Below are 20,800 nucleotides of genomic sequence, written 5' to 3'. Positions count from 1 at the left end.
GTCGACAACATTAGCATGCTCTCGCGGCCTTCGCGAACCGCTGTCGGCGCGATGGCGAACAGCCCTGATCAACCCTCGAATCGTGGACGCCGGGGATCAGATCCTGGCATTCTGCACGCTGCCGGTGAGCGGGCCGGAGGGGTCGAACACGAGGCAGACCACGGTGCGGTCGTCGAGTTCGCTCCACGACTCCTCGGTGGGCGCGAGGAAGCGCACGTCGAGCTTCGAGGCGTCGTAGGCGATGCCGACGTACGGGTCGAACGCGGCGGTGCAGTTCGAGTGGGCCTCGGCCGAGACCGCCTCGTCGCCCGGATACCCCGCGCCCGCGAGATCGAACTCCGCGAAGGCCTCGAAGTCGTGCGGCGCGGAGCAGTCGAGCACGGGCAGCTCGGAGACCTCCGTGTCGCCGGAGTCGATCAGGCAGTCACCCGGGTGCAGGGAGAACACATCGGCGTGGCCTGCCGGCCCCGAGGGAGAGGGGTCGGCGGTCGCTGCGGCATCGCTGATCGACGGGCCGCCGACGGCGCGGCCGGCACCGGAGGCCCCGCCGGCCGAGCAGGCGGAAAGAGCGAGCAGAAGGGCGGCCGAGGCGGCCAGGGCGAGGGATCGGGATCGGTTCGTCATGCCTTCATGCTCCTGGCCGGCATCCGTCGACAGTGAGGAGTAGTTGCTACTCAGTCGCGACCGCCGGGGCGTCGCCGAAGGGCGGTCGGGTGCGAAATACTGGAGGCATGACCGACACCTCCGCGCGCATCGAAGCGGGTACGCCCGCACCCGAGTTCACCCTGCTCGACGCCGAGGGCGTCGAGCGATCGCTCAGCGACTACCGCGGACAGCGCGTGATCGTGTACTTCTACCCCGAGGCGGGCACGCCGGGCTGCACCACCGAGGCGTGCGACTTCCGTGACAACCTCAACTCGCTGAAGAGTGCCGGCTACACGGTGCTCGGCATCTCGCGCGACAAGCCGGCCAAGCTCAAGGGCTTCGTGGAGGAGCAGAACCTCAACTTCACGCTGCTGTCCGACCCCGACACGGCTGTGCACCGCCTCTACGGAGCCTGGGGGGAGAAGTCGCTCTACGGAAAGGTCGTGACGGGCGTTCTCCGGTCGACCTTCGTGATCGACGAGGAGGGCGTGGTGACCCTGGCCCTGTACAACGTGAAGGCCACCGGCCACGTCGCGTCTTTGCGCAAGAAGCTCAAACTCGACGCGTAGCCTCGACCACCGCGGGGGTGAACAGCAGGATGACGGCTGCCACCGCGGATCCGAGGAGCCACCAGCCCACCTCGGGTGATGCGACGATGCCCTGGAAGCAGGCGATCGCGATCACGATCTGGAACAGCTGCCAGGTGAGCGTGGCCGCTCGGGTCCAGGGCGCGGCGCGGAGGGTGTGAAGGGCCGCGAAGGCCAGGAACACGGCGGAGATGGCGGCCAGCACCACGATCGCGAGGGCCGTCTCGTACGAGGCCGGCCGATCGGTGAGGAGCTCGACCAGGAGCCACACCACCACCCCGGCCATCACCAGGGCCTCGGCCCCCACGATCACCGCGAGCAGGGTGAGCAGGGCCGGCCGGGCGGGCCGCCGGGAGTCGTCGAACGGGGTGGGTTCACCGGGTGTTCGCCTGTCGTTCGCCTTGTCATCCACGCCTGTACTCCTGAGAAAACCCTTGATTTGCCAATACCAGTATGCGAGCATATTGAAGGTCAATGTTGCTCACGAAGACGTGAGCGGGTGCAGTCTGATCTGACTGCAACGTCTACCGTGCCTTTGACCTTTACCCGAATCACTCGGTCATCTCGACCGCAGCACCCTGCAATAAAGGAGCTCCCGCTATGGATTGGCGTGACAAAGCCGCCTGCCTGACAGCCGACCCCGAACTGTTCTTCCCCGTCGGGAACACCGGGCCCGCGGTCGATCAGATCGACAAGGCAAAAGCCGTGTGCGCACGCTGCTCTGTGACCGAGGTGTGCCTGCAGTACGCTCTCGAGACCGGTCAGGACTCCGGTGTCTGGGGTGGCCTCAGTGAAGACGAGCGCCGTGCCCTCAAGCGCCGCGCCGCTCGCGCACGACGCGCCTCCTAGACCTCACGCGCTTCGGCGCCCCGACGCCCGGCCCGCATCTGCGGAAGCCGGGCGTCGTCGTGTTGAACGCACACCGCGCATCCGCTCGTCAGGGCTTCTTGAGCCAGCGGGTGGGGATCTCGATGGTCACTACCGTGCCCGAGCCCACCATGGTGTGCCAGTCGATGGTGCCGCCGAGCTCGCCCTGGATGAGGGTGCGCACGATCTGGGTGCCGAGACCTGAGCCCACCTTGCCCTCGGGCAAGCCCGTTCCGCTGTCGCGCACCTCGACCGTGAGGGTCTCCTCGGAACGGGTGGCCGCGATCTCGACCTCGCCCTCCTGACCGGCGAGCCCGTGCTCGACCGCGTTGGTGACCAGCTCGGTGAGGGCGAGCGCCAGCGGTGTGGCGTACTCGCTCGGCAGCACGCCGAAGCTGCCCGTGGACTTGGGATGCACGGTGGTGTTGTGGGCCGACGCCACCTCGGCCACGAGCAGCAGCACCCGGTCGAACACGGTGTCGAAGTCGACCCGCTGGTTCAGGCCCTCGGACAGGGTGTCGTGCACCACAGCGATGGCGGCCACGCGACGCATCGCCTGGGTGAGGGCCTCGCGAGCCTCGTCGGAGTGGGTGCGCCGGGCCTGGATGCGCAGCAGGGAGGCCACCGTCTGCAGGTTGTTCTTGACGCGGTGGTGGATCTCGCGGATGGTGGCGTCTTTGGTGATGAGCTCCCGCTCCTGGTGGCGGAGCTCGGTGACGTCACGGGTCATCACGATGGCACCGAAGCGGTGTCCCCGGGTGCGCAGGGGGATCGCGCGGAGCGACACCGTCACGCCACGCGCCTCGATGTCGGTGCGCCACGGAGCTCGCCCGGTGACCACGAGGGGCAGCGACTCGTCGACGATGAGCCGGCCTGCGAGCAGGCCGGTGGTGACCTCGGCGAGAGACTGGCCCTCGAGCTCGCCCGCGAACCCCATGCGATTGAAGGCCGACAGGCCGTTCGGGCTGGCGAAGGTGACGATGCCGTCGACATCGAGCCTGATCAGGCCGTCGGATGCACGGGGGGCCCCGCGTCGCGGCCCCGTGGGCGCGCCCAGGTCGGGGAAGTCACCGGCGGAGATCATGGCGAACAGGTCGTTCGCGCACTCGTTGAAGGTGAGCTCCTGGCGGCTGGGGGTGCGCGCCTCGCTGAGGTTGGTGTGCCGGGTGATCACGGCGATCGGCCGCTCCGTCGTGGTCTGCTCGCTGGCCGAGAGCCGCCGCAGTACGGGAACGGCGCGCACGCGGGTGGGAGTCTCCTCGTACCAGTCGGGGGCGGCGGTGTCGACGATCTTGGCGCTCTCGAAGGCGTCGGTGACCTGCTTGCGCCACTCGGGCTTGATGGTCTGACCCACGAAGTCGCGGTAGAAGAGGGTGGCGGAGCTGGACGGCCGGGAGTGGGCGACGGCCACGAAGGTGCCGTCGTGCGTGGGAACCCAGAGCACGATGTCGGCGAAGGCGAGGTCGGCGAGCAGTTGGCAGTCGCTCACGAGCAGGTGCAGCCACTCGACGTCGGCTTCGGTGGAGCTGCCGTGGGCGGTGACGAGGTCGCTGAGTGTTGACACGGGTTCTAGCCTACGATGCGGCACCCGAGAGCACGGGCGCGGCGGGTGGGGGGCGGGGGGCACAGGCGCGGTAGGGGCACAGCCGAGATCAGGCTCCCGCGACCGCGTTTCCCTACGAAGCGGTCGCGGGAGCTGTCTCATCCGGCCGGGACAGCGACAGGTCGGGGGAACGGGCGTCCCGGCCGGAAGTCATGTTCCGGCGCAGGAACAGTCCATCAGGATGAGCGGGGTGGGTGGTATGAGCAATCTCCACTCAGGGGGCCAGTTCGCCGGGGAATTCCACAGGGCACAAACGCATCTGGACAAGCAATCTCGACACTGGTTGAGTACAGCCGCCGACACCTTGTTGAGCATTGCTTACTCCGAGCATGCGGGCGAAAGGAGCCATCGTGACCTCCCCCTCCCTCGCCGTCGCGCCGCGCCGGTTCACTCCGGCCGCGGCACCGGGCAGACGGCCGTCCGCTCCCCCCTCCCGATCGACGGCCGCGGCGCCGCCGTCCGCGTCCCCTCCGATGGCCCATCCCGATCCTCGTGCGCTGGCCGAGAATCTCGCCCGGTGCGTGGTGGAGGTGCTGGCGGGCACCCGCGACATCGACCAGATCGCCCGCTGGCTCTCGGCCGATGTGCACGCCCACCTGCTGAAGCGGGTGGTACTGGCGCGGCGGGCACGAGCGGCGAGGGGCGAATCCCCCGGGCGGCTCACGTTCACCATGGGGTCGACGGTGCTGGGCGAACCGAGTCCGGGCGTGGTCGAGGCAGTGGTGATCGTGCACGGCCGGGCGCGTTCCCGAGCCGTGGCGCTCCGGCTCGAGGCGCTCGGCGACCGCTGGCGGGCCAGCGCGGTGCACGTGCTCTGAGCCGGACCACCCGGGCCTGACCCGCCCGGGGCCGAGCCTCGCTGAGCTCTGTTGCTCTGAGCCCTGTTGCTCTGGGCCGTGCTGCTCTTGGCCCTGTTGCTCTCGACAGCGCGGCCCCCGGCCGCAGGTCGGTGGATCGGGGCAGCGCAATCGCGCCCCACGATCCCGCCGGATCGCACCTCGTGCTATCAGGCTGGGCGGGACTCATGCCCCGGGAGCGCAGTGTGCCCCGGGCGTCAGAGCCCGGGGCACAGGTGCGGTACGCCGATGTCGGCGCGGGAGATCAGGCCTTCTTCTTGCCTTGAGCTCGGCGCTGGGCACGGTTGTTCGAGCCGCCCTGGCCCGACGACTGCGCCGAACCACCCTGCTTCTGGCCGCCCTGGGCCGAACCCTGCTTGGCAGAACCCGAACCCGAACCCTGCTTGCCGGAGCCCTGCGACGACGAGCCCTGCTTCGACGGCTGCGCGCCCGAGCCGGCCGTCGGCGCCCCACCCGTGCGGGCGAACGCACTCGTGACGGGAACGGCCTTCTCCTCGGCCTGCTGCGCACGGGCGGTGGCCGCCTGCTCGATCTGACCGCGCTGGTTGCGCACCTCGACCCCACCGGAGTCGCTCGGCGCGGAGAAGCTGAGCTTCTCGGCCGGGGCCACGGGAGGCGTGAGCCCCTTCGCCTCGACGGTCGGAGCGCCCACCTCGCTGGGCGCGGCGTTCACCTCCACCTCGAGGTTGAAGAGGAATCCGACGGTCTCCTCGCGGATCTGGCCCATCATCGACTGGAACAGGGCGAAACCCTCGCGCTGGTACTCCACGAGCGGGTCGCGCTGCGCCATGGCGCGCAAGCCGATGCCGTCTTTGAGGTAGTCCATCTCGTAGAGGTGGTCGCGCCAGCGGCGGTCGATCACCGAGAGCACCACGCGTCGCTCCAGCTCGCGCATGGCCGACTCGCCGAGGGTCTCCTCGCGGCGCTGGTACGCCAGCTTCGCGTCGGAGAGCACCTCGCGCAGCACGAACTCGCGGTTGATGCGCCCCTTGTTGCCGGCCTCGGCCACCACCTCGTCGATGGTGATGGAGATCGGGTAGAGCGTCTTCAGCTCGGCCCAGAGCGCGTCGAAGTCCCAGTCGTCTCCGCTGCCCGCCGCGGCGTGGTCGTTGATGACCGCCTCGATGACGTCTTCGAGGAACTTCTGGGCGCGATCCTGCAGGTTGTCGCCCTCGAGGATGTGTCGGCGGTCGCTGTAGATCGCCTCGCGCTGACGGTTCAGCACGTCGTCGTACTTCAGCACGTTCTTGCGGATCTCGGCGTTACGGCCCTCGACCTGCGACTGTGCGCTGCGGATGGCCCGCGAGACGACCTTCGACTCGATGGCCAGATCGTCGGGCACGCCGTTGCGGCCCATCAGGCTCTCGGCCGCGCCGGCGTTGAAGAGCCGCATCAGGTCATCCGTCAACGACAGGTAGAAGCGGCTCTCGCCCGGGTCGCCCTGGCGCCCGCTGCGGCCTCGCAGCTGGTTGTCGATGCGGCGCGACTCGTGCCGCTCGGTGCCGAGCACGTAGAGACCACCGGCCTCGATGACCTTCTGAGCCTCGGTGTCGACGTCGCCCTTGACCGAGGCGAACACGTCGTCCCACGCGGCCTCGTACTCCTCGGGTGTGTCGACCGGGCTGAGGCCACGGGCGTTCATCTCCGCCACCGCCAGGAACTCGGCGTTGCCGCCGAGCATGATGTCGGTTCCACGGCCGGCCATGTTGGTGGCCACGGTGACCGAGCCGAGCCGGCCCGCCTGGGCGACGATCGCGGCCTCACGGGCGTGGTTCTTGGCGTTGAGCACCTCGTGACGCACCCCGCGCTTGGCGAGCAGTCGCGACAGGTACTCGCTCTTCTCCACGCTCGTGGTGCCCACCAGCACGGGCTGGCCCTTCTCGTGGCGCTGCACGATGTCTTCGACCACCTGGTCGAACTTCGACTGCTCGTTCTTGTAGACCAGGTCGGCCTGGTCGATGCGCTGCATCGGCTTGTTGGTGGGGATGGAGACGACGCCGAGCTTGTAGGTGCTCATGAACTCCGCGGCCTCGGTCTCGGCCGTACCCGTCATGCCCGAGAGCTTCTCGTAGAGGCGGAAGTAGTTCTGCAGGGTGACCGTGGCCAGAGTCTGGTTCTCGGCCTTGACCGCCACACCCTCCTTGGCCTCGATGGCCTGGTGGATGCCCTCGTTGTAGCGACGCCCGGCCAGGATGCGGCCGGTGTGCTCGTCGACGATGAGCACCTCGCCGTTCAGCACCACGTAGTCCTTGTCTTTCTTGAACAGGGCCTTGGCCTTGATGGCGTTGTTCAGGAAGGAGATGAGCGGGGTGTTGGCCGACTCGTAGAGGTTGTCGATGCCGAGGTAGTCCTCGACCTTCTCGATGCCGGGCTCGAGTACGCCCACGGTGCGCTTCTTCTCGTCGACCTCGTAGTCGACCTCGGGAACCAGCTTGGTGGCGATGACGGCGAACTCGTTGAACCAGCGGTTCGCCTCACCCGAGGCCGGGCCGGAGATGATCAGCGGCGTGCGCGCCTCGTCGATGAGGATGGAGTCGACCTCGTCGACCACCGCGAAGAAGTGACCGCGCTGCACCATGTCGCTGGCCTGCCACGCCATGTTGTCGCGCAGGTAGTCGAAGCCGAACTCGTTGTTCGTGCCGTACGTGATGTCGGCCTCGTACTGCACGCGACGCTCGGCCGGGGTCTGGCCGGCGAGGATGCAGCCGGTGGTCATCCCGAGGGCGCGGAACACGCGGCCCATCAGCTCGCTCTGGTAACCGGCGAGGTAGTCGTTCACCGTGATGACGTGCACGCCCTTGCCGGCGATGGCGTTGAGGTAGGCGGCGGTGGTGGCCACCAGGGTCTTGCCCTCACCGGTCTTCATCTCGGCGATGTTGCCGAGGTGGAGAGCCGCTCCACCCATCAGCTGCACGTCGAAGTGGCGGAGCCCCAGCGTTCGGGTGGACGCCTCGCGCACCGCGGCGAAGGCCTCGGGCAGGAGGTGGTCGAGGCTCTCCCCCGCCTGGAAACGTTCGCGCAGGCGCGGAGTCTCGTCTTTGAGCTCCTCGTCGGAGAGCGCCTGGAAGTCTTCCTCCAGCGCATTGATGGCCTTCGCATAGGCCTGGAGCCTGCGAAGCGTGCGGCCCTCGCCGACACGAAGGACCTTTTCGAGAACTGAGGCCACGGAGTCTCCTACTGCAGTAGATCTCGTGCGGATCGCACAAGCGATAGCCATACTAGTTGCTCACACCTGAGCATCAGCGGCAGATCTGCTCGTCGCGAAACGGGAGCTCCCTGACGACGGAGGACTCCGTGGCCCGTGGTCACGAGGCCGTCTCGCGGGTCACCGGGCGGCGGCTCCGGCGCCGATCGTCTCCGACGACAGCTCAGCGAAGGCCGCCGCGTTCTGCTCGAGACCGATCACTCCGTAGTCCCAGCCCTTGCGGCGATAGACCACACTCGGCCGACCGGATTCGGCATCGATGAAGAGGTAGAAATCGTGGCCGACGAGCTCCATGTGGTAGAGCGCGTCGTCGACCGTCATCGGGGCGGCTCCGTAGACCTTCTTGCGGATCACCACGGGGCTGTAGTCGTCTTCGACCTCCTCCGCCGCCGAGGACGCCGCCGAGTCGTTCACCACCGGAACCGACCCGGTGAGGAGCTCCGCCGACGCCGGTTCCAGCGCGATCGCGGCGAAGTTGCCGGTGGCGGCCTCGTGCAGCGAGACCGGCCGGTGCTGACCGCGATGAACCTTCTTTCGGTCTTTCGCCCGGCGCACCCGCTGCATCAGCTTGGCCAGCGCCAGATCGAAGGCCGCGTACTTGTCGCTCGCCGCGCACTCGGCCCGCACGAGCGGGCCGGGGCCGATCAGGGTGAGTTCGACGCGGTCGTCGCCACTCTGGACCCCGCTCGCCGAGTTGTGTCGGCTCACCTTGATCTCGAGGGCGAGAGCCTTGTCGGCGAGGTGGCCGACCTTCTCCGCCTTCTCCGTCGCGTACTCGCGAAATCGATCGGTGATCCCTAGGTTTCGTCCAGTGATGTTGATTTCCATGGAGACCTCCTAGCCGTATTGGTTGGCACGGACCCGACAAGCCGGGACCGTTCGCGCCTTGTGCGACTCACGCTAGTACGCGCACACCGTTTAGTCACCGACCAATTGCCTGCCGGTCACCTCGCAGTCGCCTGTGGTTCTCCCGGCGGCCGCCGCCGCCGCGTGTAGGCGAGGCAGGCCGCGCCCACCACGACGGCTCCCACCTCGGTGAGGGCCCGGTGCGCCTCGATCAGTGTGGCTCCGGTGGTGAGCACGTCGTCGACCACGACCACCCGGCGGCCGGCGAGCCGAACGGATGCGCGCAGAGCGCCGTGCAGATTGCGTCGCCGTTCGGCCACCCCGAGCCCCGCCTGGTCGACCACCTCCCGTTCGAGCGTGAGCGCCCGCGTCGCCGGGCGGCCGTAGCCGGCGCGGAGCACCAGGGCGTCGACCGGCCGGAACCCGCGTCGGCGCACCGCGGCCCGCGTCGAGGGCACCGTGACGACGATCGGACGGGCGAGCCCCGCCGAGGTCGATCCCGGCCCCTCGGCCAGCCCGTCGAACTCGGCCAGCGCGACGCCGAGGCACGGAGCGAGCGGACCCACCGCATCCGTTCGCCCTTTCTCTTTCAGGGCCCCCAGCAGACGGGCGGTCACACCCCCGTAGTCGAGCGCGGTGACGACGGCGAAACCGCCCGTCGGCACCACGGCCGCTGAGGGCACGAGAGCGGCGCGGCAGGCCGGGCAGACACCGACATCGGGCACCCCGCAGCCGGCGCAGCACACCGGCGCCAGCACGGAGGCGGCCTCGAGCACCGCCCTGCCCACCCACCGCGCGCTCCGGCGGGGAGACGGCGGCAGAGACAGCCCAGGACGAGGAGGCGACGACGACGGGGCGGATGGACGGAGAGATCGAGGGAACGCGGCGGCCGGAGCGAAGGTCATGCCCTGAGGATGCCGGTTCCCCCCTCGCCCGGCATCGTGCCCGAGAACACGGTGCAGAACTCCGCCCGTGGCCACGACGGTGCAGGACGAGAGGTCAGTTCTGCACCCCGAGCTCGGCCACCCCGGTCGTGGTGGCCTGCCAGGCCCGCCCGCGCTGCTGCAGGATGCTGCCGTCGGCCGCCAGCACCCGCAGGCCGTCGAGGTCGTTGGCCCCGGCGAGCGCCACCGCACTCGGCGGCGACCCCAGGTTCGAGCTGCGGCCGCCGAGCTGCTGGGCCACCACGCGCACCTCGCCGGAGGGCAGCGCGGTCGCCGAGGCCACCGAGAACTGATCCACCCAGGTGGCGTCGATGGGCGTGCCCGGGCCGGCGGCGAGCTCCACCGCCTCGCCAAGCCGCTCGGGCGCGCCATCCTGATCGCGGATGACGGCTGCCACCACGAGTTTGGCGACCCCGCCCACGTTCAGGAACGCCACCACTCTGGTTCCGTCGCGGGAGACCTCGAAGCTCGTGATGCTGGTCGCCCCGTCCCACGTGGTGGGGATGGCGAGCGGGGTGTCGTTGCCGGCACCTGCCGCCACCACGGCCGTCGGTTCGCCGGCCGGAACCGACCACACGTAGCCCCAGGGGTCGACGGCCGGGTCGATCAGCCCGGGTCTGGCGTCGACCTGCTGCACGATCGGCACTCCGTTCGCGGTCTTGCGCACGGCCACCGCGGCACCGTTGCCCGCCTTCACGGCGGCCGTCCCGGACTCCGCCGAGTAGGCGGCGGACTGCGGCTGCAGCGACTGCACGCCCTCGCTGATGCCCTCGATGGCGGTGACACCGCTTCCGCTGACGTACCCGAACTGGCCGTCGCGCAGCACCAGGGGCAGGGCGTTGACCCGGGGTGTCGCGTCGGCGACCGCCGAGTCGGAGCCCGGGATCGGCACGATGTTCTGATCGACCGAGATCACCACCGAGGAGGCGGAGGCGAGGGTCGACAGGCTCGACCTCAGCTGCGCCTGCATCCGCCGGAGGTCGGTCTCGCCGGCCTGGAGCACATTGCTGGAGAGCTCCACCTGGGTCTGGCCCGACGCCGTCACCACGGCAGTCGTGCTCGTGCCCTCCGGGAAGGCGGTGACCACGGCTCCGTTTCCGAGCCAGGGCACCGGTCCCTTCAGCAGCGCCTTCACCGCACGGGTGCCGACGGCGCTCGAGGTGGCGAACCAGCGCTGGTCGGGTACCAGGAAGCTGAAGCTGGGGTCGTAGAAGTACAGCGCGTACGAGCTGAAGATCTGGTCGAAGAAGACGTCTTCGACCACCGTGCCGTCGTCGAGCAGGTTGATGCGCCACTCGCCGTCCTCCTGCTGGAAGCCGAACCTCAGCGAGGTGGGGGCGCTCGGCAGGCTGGTGTAGATGCCGTCGGAGTCGACCTGGGCCACGGGGGTCGCCGCCATCTCGAGGGTGTTGTCGTCGACGCGGCTGGTGGGCCGGGTGCCGGAGTCGACCAGGGTCTTCTCGTTCGGCTTCCAGCCCGCCGCCGCCGAGTCGGTGAGGTACTGGCGGGCGACGGCGTAGTCGTCCTGCGGGCTCTTCGCCGCCTGGATGAAACCGTTCAGGATGGCCTGCTGCGTGGCACCCGCGGTCGGCCCCTCGGCCAGGAACACCACGTCGATGTCGTCATCGGTTCCGATGGCGTCGCCCGGCTGCACCGAACCCGAGCGCGGGATGCCGGAGCAGGCGCTCAACCCGGCCAGCAGCACGACGGCGAGCAGGGCCGCCAGGAGCGACACCAGGCGCCGTCCGGCCGACCGGGAACGATGTACCTCATGCCGTTCAGCCACGGTCTCCCCCGTTCTCCCGCACCGTCGGCACCGACCCGGTGGGTGAGCGCAGCTCGGCGACGGCGGGCGCCTCGCCGAAGGCGTCGGCGGGCACGAGCGGCAGCGGCGACTCGTCGGAGTCGCGGGGCCGGGCCTGCACCCGCGGCAGGGTGAGCCGGAAGCAGCTGCCCGCGCCCGGTCGCGACCACACCTCGAGCGCCCCGCCGTGCAGCGTCGCGTCTTCCAGCGAGATGGCGAGGCCGAGGCCGGTGCCTCCGATGGTGCGCTTGCGCGAAGGATCGGCGCGCCAGAACCGGTCGAACACCCGCTCGGCGTCGGACTCGGTCATTCCGCTGCCGTAGTCGCGCACCGACAGCGCCACGGCGCGCTCGTCGCTGTCGACGCTCACCACGATCGGCTTGCCGTCTCCGTGCTCGATGGCGTTGCCGAGCAGGTTGCGCACGATGCGACGGATGCGGCGGGCGTCGACCTCGGCCTCGAAATATCCGCCGGGCGCCACCAGGCGCAGCGGTGAGCCCGCCTGGTCGGCGAGCGACTCCATCTGCTCGATGGCGTCCTCGGCCAGGCGCACCAGGTTGGTGGGCTCGGTGTCCAGCGACGCCGAACCGGCGTCGAAGCGGCTGATCTCCAGCAGGTCGCCGAGCAGCACCTCGAACCGCTCGGTCTGGGTGTGCAGCAGCTCCGCCGTGCGGCTGGTGGCGGGCGGGAAGCTCCCGCGCTGGTCGTAGAGCACGTCGCCGGCCAGCCGGATCGTGGTGAGAGGCGTGCGCAGCTCGTGCGAGACATCCGAGACGAATCGCTGCTGCACCTGAGACAGCTCGGCCAGCTGGGTGATCTGCGACTGCATGCTGTCGGCCATCCCGTTGAAGGAGCGGGCGAGGGTGGAGATGACGTCTTGACCGCGCTCGGGCAGGCGAACCTCGAGCTGCCCCGCGGCCAGCCGCTCGCTCGTCTCGGCCGCCGTGCGGATGGGCTTCACCACCAGGCGCACGATCAGGCCCGCGATGAGCCCGATCAGCACGACCAACGCGATGCTCGACAGCAGCAGGGTCTGCTGCACGAACACCAGCGTCTGCTCGGCCTCGGCCAGGTTGTAGCCGATGTACAGCTCGAACTGGCCGGCTCCCGGGATGGTGAGCGGCGAGCCCACCACGATGCCCGGGTCGGTGCCGCCGGCCTGATTGGGCAAGGGCACCGACTGCCAGTACTGCTGGTCGTCGGTGTCACCGGCGACCGCATCCTGCAGCTGCTCGGTGATCACGCCGTTGCCGGCGAGCTCGGGGCTGGCGAAGGAGAGCACCGTGGTCTCGCCGGTGGACTGGCCCGGAGTCGCGTAGAGCGCGATCAGCCGGCTCGACGACGAGGCGATGATGGCCGACTTGGCCGACGACAGCAGCGAGATGGTGGAGGCCTCGCCCCCCGCATCCGAGGAGTCGAAGATGGTCTGCGCGGCCGACGCGGCGTTCTTCGATTCGACGAGCACCTGCTGCAACCGCGACTGGAAGAGGTCGTTGCCGATGGAGATGGCCATGTAGCTGCCCGTGATGAGCACCGCCACCGCCGACAGGGCCACCGTGATCACCACGGTGCGGAACTGCAGCGACCGCCGCCAGGCCCGCACGGTCGAGCGCGGCCACGAGCGCCAGTTGGCGAGCGACGCCCCGAGGCCGCGCCGCGCGCCGGCCGATGCGGTCATCGCCGGTTCAGGACGACCCGGCGCGGTAACCGACCCCGCGCACGGTCATCACGATCTTGGGGTTGTCAGGGTCTTCCTCGACCTTGGCGCGCAGGCGCTGCACGTGCACGTTCACGAGCCTCGTGTCGGCCTTGTAGTGGTAGCCCCACACCTGCTCGAGCAGCATCTCGCGGGTGAACACCTGCTGCGGCTTCGACGCCAGGGCGAGCAGCAGGTCGAACTCGAGCGGCGTGAGGTTGATGCGGTCGGCGCCGCGCTTGACCTCGTGGCCGGCCACGTCGAGCGTGAGATCGCCGATCTGCAGCGTGTCGGGCGTCGACTCGGGCGCGGGCCGCAGGCGGGTACGGATGCGCGCCACCAGTTCCTTCGGATTGAACGGCTTCACCACGTAGTCGTCGGCCCCCGACTCGAGGCCCTTCACCACGTCGGAGGTGTCGGTGCGGGCGGTGAGCATGATGATGGGCGTGCCCGACTCGGCGCGGATGAGCCCGCACACCTCGATGCCGTCCATTCCGGGCAGCATCAGATCGAGCAGCACGAGGTCGGGCTTGGCGTCGCGGAAAGCGGCGAGCGCCTCTCCGCCGTCGGCGCAGAACACGGGATCGAAGCCCTCCGCGCGCAGAACGATGCCGATCATCTCCGCAAGAGCCGTGTCGTCGTCGACAACGAGAATGCGAGGGTCCATGGCGACCAGAGTAGTCGAGCGGGCCGGGCGGTCAGCGGCTGCGCGAGTGCTGCCGGGAATTCTCGGAGGGAGTGTGAAAGCATGGGGGCAGCAAGCGTGGGTCGGCACGGGGGTCGGGTCGTCACGAGAGGCGAGGAGTGCCGATGAGCGACAGAGGCGACTGGGCCGCGCCCGGTGGTGTGCCCGACAGTGAGCGCGATGCGCGGCGTGACGGTCGGGGCGAGCAGGTTCCGGATGCGCCGGCCGCGCCGGCGAGGCCGCCCTACCCGAATGCCCCGGTGGCCCCGCAGTACGGGCAGCCCACGCCGCCTCCGCCGCCGCAGTACGGGCAGTACGCTCCGCCGCCCCCGCCACAACCCCAGTACGGTCAGTACGCTCCGCCGCCCCCGCCACAGCCCCAGTACGGTCAGTACGCCCCCGAGCCCCAGTACGGGCAGTACGCCCCCCAGCCCCAGTACGGTCAGTACGCTCCCCCGCAGCCCACGCCGCCCCAGACGCCGTACGGTCAGTACGCCCCGCCGGCGCAGCAGCCCGCCTGGCAGTACGCCACCCCGCGCAGCACCACCGCGCCGTGGGGCCAGAACCAGTGGGCGCCGCCGCCCAAGCCCGGCCTCATCCCGTTGCGGCCGCTCGGCTTCGGCACCCTGCTCGGCGCTCCGTTCCAGGTGCTCCGGCGCAACCCCAAGGCCACCTTCGGCTCCGGGCTGCTGATCCAGCTGGTGATCGTGCTGGTCACCGGCGTGTTCGTGGGCCTCGCCACGTTCTGGGCCATCTCCCGCACCGTGGCGGCGCAGGACGATGCCGACGCCGACGCGATCGCGGCCGGGAGCTTCGGCATCGTGATCGCCTCGGCGATCGTGCCGATCATCCTGTCGCTGTTCGCCTCGGCCCTGCTGCAGGCGGTTCTCGTGATCGAGGTGGCCCGGGGCACCCTCGGCGAGAAGCGCAAGCTCGGCGAGCTCTGGAAGGCGGCGTTCAAGCGCACCCTCCCCCTCACCGGCTGGGTCGCCTTGCTCTTCGTGGCGGTGCTGATCGTGGTGGCCGTGCTGGTGGGGATCGTGGTGCTGGCCGGCGTGCTCGGCGGGAGCACCGGCCTCGCGGTGAGCATCGTGGTGGTCATCCTGCTCTCGCTCGCCCTCGTGGTGCCCGCCGCCTGGGTCTCGACCAAGCTGGCCCTGGTGCCGAGCGTGATCGTGCTCGAGCGGGTGGGCCTCGTGCAGGCGATGCGCCGCTCGTGGAGCCTCACGAACGGCAACTTCTGGCGCACTCTCGGCGTGATCTGGCTGGTCTCGGTCATCCTCTCGGCGGCGGGTCAGATCATCCAGACACCGTTCTCGTTCCTGCTGCCGATCGTGGCGTCGGTGATCGACCCGAACAACACCGGCAGCGGCGTCGTGGCCATCATCGCGCTGTACATCGGGTTCCTGGCCCTCACCCTCCTGCTCGGTGCCGTCACCTCGGTGGTTCAGGCGGCGACGGTGGCGGTGGTCTACATCGACCTCCGGATGCGCAAGGAGGGTCTGGACATCGAGCTGCAGCGCTTCGTCGAGTCGCGCCAGGAGGGTTCGGACGCCTGGCCGGACCCGTACGTCGTCGACACCGCGCCCCGCAAATGACCGCCTCGCTCGTGCTGGCCGCAGTGGCCGACGTGCCGGTGGAGCCGGGCGCCGACGAGGCGCGCGACTGGCTGATCGGCGAACTCAGCAAGACTCCCTACCAGGCGGCTCAGCCCACCTGGTTCGACCGACTCTCGCAGGCCGTGGCCGACTGGTTCGCCTCGCTGCGGGTGCCGGACGGCTCCGGCTTCAGCGGGCTGATCCCGCTGATCGTGGTGCTCGTGGTGGTGGCGCTGATCGTCGTGGCGTTCCTGGTGTACGGCCGCCCGCGCATCAACCGTCACAGTCGGGCGCCGATCGGCTCTCTCTTCGGCACCGACGACACCCGCTCCGCCGCCGAACTGCGAGCGTCGGCCGCCCGTGCTGCCGCCGCCGGCGACTTCACCACCGCGGTGGAGGAGTCGTTCCGGGCCCTCGCCCGCGGCCTCGAGGAGCGCACCGTGGTCACCACCTCACCCGGCACCACAGCCCAGGACTTCTCCCGCCGTGCGGCCACCGCCTTCCCACCCGCCCGCGACGAGCTCGCCGCCGGAGCCGGGCTTTTCGACGACGTGCGTTACCTCGACCGGCCTGCCACGCACGCCGACTACGAACGCATCGTCACCCTCGACCGCCGCCTGCAGAACGAGCGCCCCGCAACCCTCGACCGTGTGCCGAGCGAGCTGATCCGATGAGCCTGCCCACGCCCGCCGCGCCGTCGTCCGCCCGCCCGCCCGCCCCGCCTACCGCAACCGCCGGCCCCGTCGACGCGACCGCCGAGACGCCGCGCGTGCGCACCACCCTGCGCCGCCGCCTGTTCTGGATCGTGGCCGGTCTGCTGGCCCTCCTCGCGGCGCTCTTCACGCTGTTCTCCGGCGCCTCCGGCGTCTCCGACGCGAGCACCTACTCCATCGACAACGCCGGGCCTCGGGGCAGCCGCGCGGTGGCGGAGGTGCTGCGCGAGCAGGGGGTCGACGTGGTCGAGGCCTCCAACCTCGACGAGGCACGGGCCGCCGTGGACTCGGCCGACGGCGACGCCTCCATCCTGTTCTTCGACGCCCTCGGTTACCTGAACGACGACGGGCTCGGGCAGCTCGACGCGATGACCTCCCTCGGCGCCGACCTGGTGCTGGTGGAGCCGGGGTCGACCGAGCTCGACGCGCTCACCGACGGGGTGGCGAACGCGGGCGCCGCGGCCGAGTCGACAGCGGTGACCGCCGGATGCTCCCTGCCGGCCGCCGAGCGAGCAGGCACCATCTCGCAGCCCTACGCCGCCTACCGCCTCACCGCCCAGGCCGATGCCTCCTCGGCCACCACCTGCTTCGGCTCGGTGGACGACGCCTACTCGCTCATCCAGCAGCCCTCCGGTCAGGGCACCGTGACGGTGCTCGGCGCGGGCAGCGTGCTCACCAACGACGAGGTGGTGCTCCAGGGCAACGCCGCCCTCGCGCTGGGACTGCTCGGCACCCACGAGACGCTCGTCTGGTACCTGCCGAGCTACGAGGACCTGGAGGGAGCCGCTCCGACGCTCGGCGACCTCACTCCCGGGTGGGTGACCCCGGTCATCCTGCTGCTGATCGCCGTGACCGTCGCCGCGGGTGTCTGGCGTGGCCGGCGCTTCGGCCCGGTGGTGGTGGAGAACCTGCCCGTGACGGTGCGCGCCTCGGAGACCATGGAGGGCCGAGCCCGCCTCTACGCCCGTCAGGCCGCCCACGCCCGGGCGCTGGACGCCCTGCGCATCGGCACCGTCTCGCGGCTCACCACCATGCTCAACCTGCCGCGCTACGCTCCGGTGGCCGAGGTGAGCCGTTCGGTCGCCAACACCACCGGCCGGCCCGTCGACGAGGTGCACGACATCCTCGTGGGCGCGCTGCCCGCCTCCGAGCGCGAACTCATGCTCTACTCCGACCGTCTGCTCGTGCTCGAGCAGCAGGTCGCCGCCGCGACGAGCCTGCGATGAGCGGGCCCGCCACGACCCCCGAAGACCCCGCACAGTGAGGAACAACGGATGACCGATCAGCACCTTTCAGCTCCCGCGCCCAGCGACGACCAGCTCAGGCAGTCGCTCGCCCGGGTGCGTGCCGAGGTGGGCAAGGCCGTGGTGGGTCAGGACGGCGCCGTCACCGGCATGATCATCGCCCTGCTCGCGCGCGGTCATGTGCTGCTCGAGGGTGTTCCCGGCGTGGCGAAGACGCTGCTGGTGCGCTCGATCAGCCAGGCGCTGAGCCTGGACACCAAGCGCGTGCAGTTCACCCCCGACCTGATGCCGGGCGACGTGACCGGTTCGCTCATCTACGACGCCAAGGCCGGCGAGTTCTCGTTCCGCGAGGGGCCGGTGTTCACCAACATCCTGCTCGCCGACGAGATCAACCGCACGCCTCCGAAGACGCAGTCGTCGCTGCTGGAGGCGATGGAGGAGCGCCAGGTGTCGGCCGACGGCGTCACCCGCGCCCTGCCCGACCCGTTCCTGGTGGCCGCCACGCAGAACCCGATCGAGTACGAGGGCACCTACACGCTGCCCGAGGCGCAGCTCGACCGCTTCCTGCTGAAGCTCGTGCTCGACCTGCCCGAACGCGAGGTGGAGGTGAACGTGCTCACCCGGCACGCCAACGGGTTCAACCCGCGCGACCTCGTGGGCGCCGGCGTCACCCCGGTGCTCGGTGCCGCCGAGCTCACCCGCGCGCAGCAGGCCGTGGCCCGGGTCCAGGCCTCGCCCGACGTGCTGGGTTACATCGTCGACCTCGCCCGGGCCACCCGGCAGAGCCCCTCGGTGAAGCTGGGCGTCTCGCCCCGAGGCTCCACCGCGCTGCTGGCCGCCGCGAAGGCCTGGGCCTGGCTGAACGGCTCCCCCGGCATCACGCCCGACCACGTGCAGGCGATGGTGCTGCCGGTGCTGCGTCACCGCATCCAGTTGCGGCCCGAGGCCGAGCTGGAGGGCGTGTCGGTCGACGCCATCCTCCGCTCCATCCTCACCCAGGTGCGGGTGCCCATCTGATGACGCCTCCATCCACCGTCGAATTGCGCCGAAGTGCCCTCTGGGGCGCCGTGAAGGGGCGATTCGGCGCAACTCGACGGGGCGCACGGGACGGCCGACGGTGACGCTCACGGGGAGGGCCGTCGCGCTGCTCGCACTCGGCGTGCTGCCGGTGGTGCTGATCAGCACGATCTACGATCGCGCCGTCGAGGCGCTGCTGGGCTGGATCGCCCTCGTGCTGGTGCTCGTGATCGTCGATCTCGTGGCCGCCGCCTCGCCGCGCCGGCTCGCCGTCGAGCGCACCCTGCCGGCCCGGGTACGGCTCGGGGAGACCTCGACCAGCACGCTCTACCTCACCAACACCGGTCGACGGATGCTGCGGGCCGTCGTGCGTGACGCCTGGCAGCCCTCCGCGGGGCCGAGCACCGCGCGGCAGCCCGTGGCGATCCCGCCCGGAGAGCGCCGGGCCCTGTCGCTCGCGCTGACCCCGTTCCGCCGGGGCGAGCGCCGCACCGAACGCATCACCGTGCGCAGCACCGGCCCGCTCGGGCTGGCCGGGCGGCAGGCGACCCTCACGGCGCCCGGCCGCATCCGGGTTCTGCCCCCGTTCAACGCCCGCAAGCACCTCCCCTCGCGACTGGCGAGACTGCGGGAGCTCGACGGACGCGCGAGCGTGATGATCCGGGGCCAGGGCACCGAGTTCGACAGCCTGCGTGAGTACGTGCGCGGTGACGACGTGCGCTCCATCGACTGGCGCGCCACCGCGCGGCACACCGACGTGATGGTGCGCACCTGGCGGCCCGAGCGCGACCGTCGCGTGGTGATCGTGATCGACACCGGGCGCACCCAGGCGGCACGCATCGACGACGAGACGCGCATCGACACCGCGTTCGAGAGTGCGCTGCTGCTGGCCGCCCTAGCGACCCGTGCAGGCGACCGGGTCGACGTCATCCTGTACGACCGGCGGCTGCGGGGGCGGGTGCACGGGGCCTCAGGGCCCGAGCTGCTCTCGCGCATGGTCGACGTGATGGCGCCCATCGATCCCGACCTGATCGAGATGGACTGGTCGGCCGTGCCCGGCCTCGTTCGTCAGGTGACCACGCAGCGCTCGCTCGTGGTGCTCGCCACGGCGATCGACGCCCCCGGCATCTCGCGCGAGCTGATGGCCATCGTGCCGCAGCTGACCCGCAACCACATGGTGGTGGTGAGCTCGGTGACCGACCCCGACGTGCTCGCCGGCGTGCTGCAGCGCAGCGACCGCGAGGAGGTCTACCGTGCCGCGGCGGCGGAGCGCGCGCTGCTCGACGCCGCCCGCGTGACCACGGTGCTGAAGCGTTTCGGTGCCGACGTGATCACGGGGTCGCCCGCCGACCTGCCCCCGGCGCTGGCCGACCGCTACATCGCGCTCAAGGCCGCCGGCCGCCTCTAGCCTCGTCGAGTTGCGCCAAAACGCCCTTCGCGGCACCGCGAAAGGGCGTTTTGGCGCAACTCGCCGACGTGGGGGGGGTCAGCCGGCGACGAGCTGGGTGGCTCCGGCCTCGAACTCCTCGAGGTCGCCGGTCTCGCCCGCCCGCGCAGCACGGCCGCCGATGACGACCATGTAGAACAGGAACGCCAGGAGCGCCACGACTCCGATGCCGATCTTGAGCCACCACGGCAACGGCGACGGCGTGACGAAGCCCTCGATGACTCCCGAGACGAACAGCACCACCACGAGGCCGAGCGCCACCGTGAACAGCGAACGGCCGTTCTCGGCCAGCGAGCGGCTGCGGGTCTTCGCACCGGGGGCCACCCAGGCCCAGAAGATGCGCAGCCCCGCGGCGGCGGCCACGAAGATGGCGGTGAGCTCGAGCAGGCCGTGCGGGAGGATGTAGAGGAAGAACACGTCGCCGTGCTGGTACTCGAACATCACGGCCGCGTTCACGCCGAGGTTCTGCGCATTGCTGATGATGATGTACGGCACGAAGACGCCCAGGATGCCGAACGCGATGCACTGGGCGGCGATCCAGGCGTTGTTGGTCCAGACCAGCCCGGTGAACGAGGCCGCCGGGTTCTCGGAGTAGTAGTCGACGAAGTCCTCGTCGGCCAGCTTCTTCAGGTCGGCACTGTCGCCGAGGGCGGCCATCACGGCCGGGTTCTGCGAGATCCACACCGCGTACAGGGTGGCGATGATCACCGTGGCCACGGCCGCCGCGAGCGTGAGCCAGCGCAGCCGGTAGAGCGCTGCGGGCAGCTGCACCGCGAAGAACATCGGCACCCGGCGCAGGATGTTCGAGCCGGTGCCCGTGAAGCGCAGCCGCGCCCGCGAGAGCGAGACCGACAACCGGTCGCCCTGAACCGTGGAACCCGCCACCGTCTTGATGGCCGACAGCTGGGTGGAACCCGACTGGTAGCGCTCGATCAGCTCGTCGGCCTCGCGCCCGCTGAACGCGCGGCGTCGACCGAGTTCATCGAGACGATCCCACTCGTCACGATGGGCTTCGGAGTACGCGTCGAGATCCATCTGATTA

At 70.2% G+C, this 20,800-nt stretch carries 18 protein-coding genes; 8 read left to right on the top strand and 10 right to left on the bottom strand.

The window, feature by feature from the left end; genetic code table 11:
* Positions 1–96 precede the first annotated feature (96 nt).
* Entirely contained in the window at positions 97–624 is a 528-nt protein-coding gene (locus tag ACEXOR_RS16765) for a septum formation family protein (RefSeq protein ID WP_374850878.1), read from the bottom strand.
* A 107-nt stretch (positions 625–731) separates the two neighbouring features.
* On the opposite strand from ACEXOR_RS16765, the gene bcp reads away from it, so the two are divergent.
* Complete coding sequence (gene bcp, locus ACEXOR_RS16760; protein ID WP_374850877.1) at positions 732–1,214, top strand: thioredoxin-dependent thiol peroxidase; 483 nt, start codon at positions 732–734, stop codon at positions 1,212–1,214.
* Here bcp and ACEXOR_RS16755 read toward each other — a convergent pair.
* Positions 1,198–1,644, bottom strand: a complete 447-nt coding sequence (locus ACEXOR_RS16755; RefSeq protein WP_374850876.1) for a hypothetical protein — start codon at positions 1,642–1,644, stop codon at positions 1,198–1,200. The genes bcp and ACEXOR_RS16755 overlap by 17 nt on opposite strands.
* Before the next feature lie 188 nt (positions 1,645–1,832).
* On the opposite strand from ACEXOR_RS16755, the gene ACEXOR_RS16750 reads away from it, so the two are divergent.
* Positions 1,833–2,081, top strand: a complete 249-nt coding sequence (locus ACEXOR_RS16750) for a WhiB family transcriptional regulator (protein WP_077055322.1) — start codon at positions 1,833–1,835, stop codon at positions 2,079–2,081.
* An 88-nt stretch (positions 2,082–2,169) separates the two neighbouring features.
* Here ACEXOR_RS16750 and ACEXOR_RS16745 read toward each other — a convergent pair whose 3' ends face one another.
* On the bottom strand, positions 2,170–3,663 hold the full coding sequence (locus ACEXOR_RS16745; protein ID WP_374850875.1) for a sensor histidine kinase: 1,494 nt from the start codon (positions 3,661–3,663) through the stop codon (positions 2,170–2,172).
* 512 nt (positions 3,664–4,175) lie between these two features.
* Here ACEXOR_RS16745 and ACEXOR_RS16740 point away from each other — a divergent pair.
* A complete protein-coding gene (locus tag ACEXOR_RS16740; protein WP_374850874.1) occupies positions 4,176–4,520 on the top strand; it encodes an Rv3235 family protein in 345 nt (114 codons plus the stop codon).
* Between the two features lie 283 nt (positions 4,521–4,803).
* On the opposite strand, the gene secA is transcribed toward ACEXOR_RS16740, so the two are convergent.
* The 6 genes from secA to mtrA form a co-directional block, all read right to left on the bottom strand.
* On the bottom strand, positions 4,804–7,725 hold the full coding sequence (secA, locus tag ACEXOR_RS16735) for a preprotein translocase subunit SecA (protein WP_374850873.1): 2,922 nt from the start codon (positions 7,723–7,725) through the stop codon (positions 4,804–4,806).
* Between the two features lie 159 nt (positions 7,726–7,884).
* Positions 7,885–8,592, bottom strand: a complete 708-nt coding sequence (gene hpf, locus ACEXOR_RS16730) for a ribosome hibernation-promoting factor, HPF/YfiA family (protein WP_374850872.1) — start codon at positions 8,590–8,592, stop codon at positions 7,885–7,887.
* 116 nt (positions 8,593–8,708) lie between these two features.
* Positions 8,709–9,398 carry a ComF family protein gene (locus ACEXOR_RS16725; protein ID WP_374850871.1) on the bottom strand — a complete coding sequence of 230 codons (690 nt, stop codon included), beginning with the start codon at positions 9,396–9,398 and terminating at the stop codon, positions 8,709–8,711.
* Positions 9,399–9,609: 211 nt separating this feature from the next.
* The gene (locus ACEXOR_RS16720) at positions 9,610–11,289 is read right to left on the bottom strand and encodes an LpqB family beta-propeller domain-containing protein (RefSeq protein WP_374850870.1); all 1,680 of its coding nucleotides are present in this window, start codon (positions 11,287–11,289) and stop codon (positions 9,610–9,612) included.
* Between the two features lie 43 nt (positions 11,290–11,332).
* Complete coding sequence (gene mtrB, locus ACEXOR_RS16715; protein ID WP_374850869.1) at positions 11,333–13,036, bottom strand: MtrAB system histidine kinase MtrB; 1,704 nt, start codon at positions 13,034–13,036, stop codon at positions 11,333–11,335.
* A 7-nt stretch (positions 13,037–13,043) separates the two neighbouring features.
* Positions 13,044–13,721: an MtrAB system response regulator MtrA gene (gene mtrA / locus ACEXOR_RS16710; protein ID WP_374850868.1), complete on the bottom strand. Its 678-nt coding sequence runs from the start codon at positions 13,719–13,721 to the stop codon at positions 13,044–13,046.
* Between the two features lie 143 nt (positions 13,722–13,864).
* Between mtrA and ACEXOR_RS16705 the strand changes: the two genes are divergently transcribed.
* The 5 genes from ACEXOR_RS16705 to ACEXOR_RS16685 all read left to right on the top strand — a co-directional run bounded on the left by ACEXOR_RS16705 (position 13,865) and on the right by ACEXOR_RS16685 (position 19,719).
* Positions 13,865–15,337, top strand: coding sequence for a DUF7847 domain-containing protein (locus tag ACEXOR_RS16705; RefSeq protein ID WP_374850867.1), 1,473 nt, complete (start codon positions 13,865–13,867; stop codon positions 15,335–15,337).
* The gene (locus ACEXOR_RS16700; protein WP_374850866.1) at positions 15,334–16,011 is read left to right on the top strand and encodes a DUF4129 domain-containing protein; all 678 of its coding nucleotides are present in this window, start codon (positions 15,334–15,336) and stop codon (positions 16,009–16,011) included. Before ACEXOR_RS16705 ends, ACEXOR_RS16700 begins: the two co-directional genes overlap by 4 nt.
* The gene (locus ACEXOR_RS16695) at positions 16,008–17,276 is read left to right on the top strand and encodes a DUF4350 domain-containing protein (RefSeq protein ID WP_374850865.1); all 1,269 of its coding nucleotides are present in this window, start codon (positions 16,008–16,010) and stop codon (positions 17,274–17,276) included. Before ACEXOR_RS16700 ends, ACEXOR_RS16695 begins: the two co-directional genes overlap by 4 nt.
* 48 nt (positions 17,277–17,324) lie before the next feature.
* Positions 17,325–18,311, top strand: a complete 987-nt coding sequence (locus ACEXOR_RS16690) for an AAA family ATPase (RefSeq protein ID WP_374850864.1) — start codon at positions 17,325–17,327, stop codon at positions 18,309–18,311.
* 100 nt (positions 18,312–18,411) lie between these two features.
* Positions 18,412–19,719 carry a DUF58 domain-containing protein gene (locus tag ACEXOR_RS16685; RefSeq protein WP_374850863.1) on the top strand — a complete coding sequence of 436 codons (1,308 nt, stop codon included), beginning with the start codon at positions 18,412–18,414 and terminating at the stop codon, positions 19,717–19,719.
* 78 nt (positions 19,720–19,797) lie between these two features.
* On the opposite strand, the gene ACEXOR_RS16680 is transcribed toward ACEXOR_RS16685, so the two are convergent.
* Positions 19,798–20,793, bottom strand: coding sequence for a stage II sporulation protein M (locus ACEXOR_RS16680; RefSeq protein WP_374850862.1), 996 nt, complete (start codon positions 20,791–20,793; stop codon positions 19,798–19,800).
* Positions 20,794–20,800 lie beyond the last annotated feature (7 nt).

It is taken from the genome of Herbiconiux liangxiaofengii (assembly GCF_041927335.1).
Classification (GTDB): Bacteria; Actinomycetota; Actinomycetes; order Actinomycetales; family Microbacteriaceae; genus Herbiconiux; species Herbiconiux liangxiaofengii.
The sequence above is the reverse complement of the archived record's forward strand: the minus strand, read 5'-3'. Positions and strand labels throughout refer to the sequence as shown.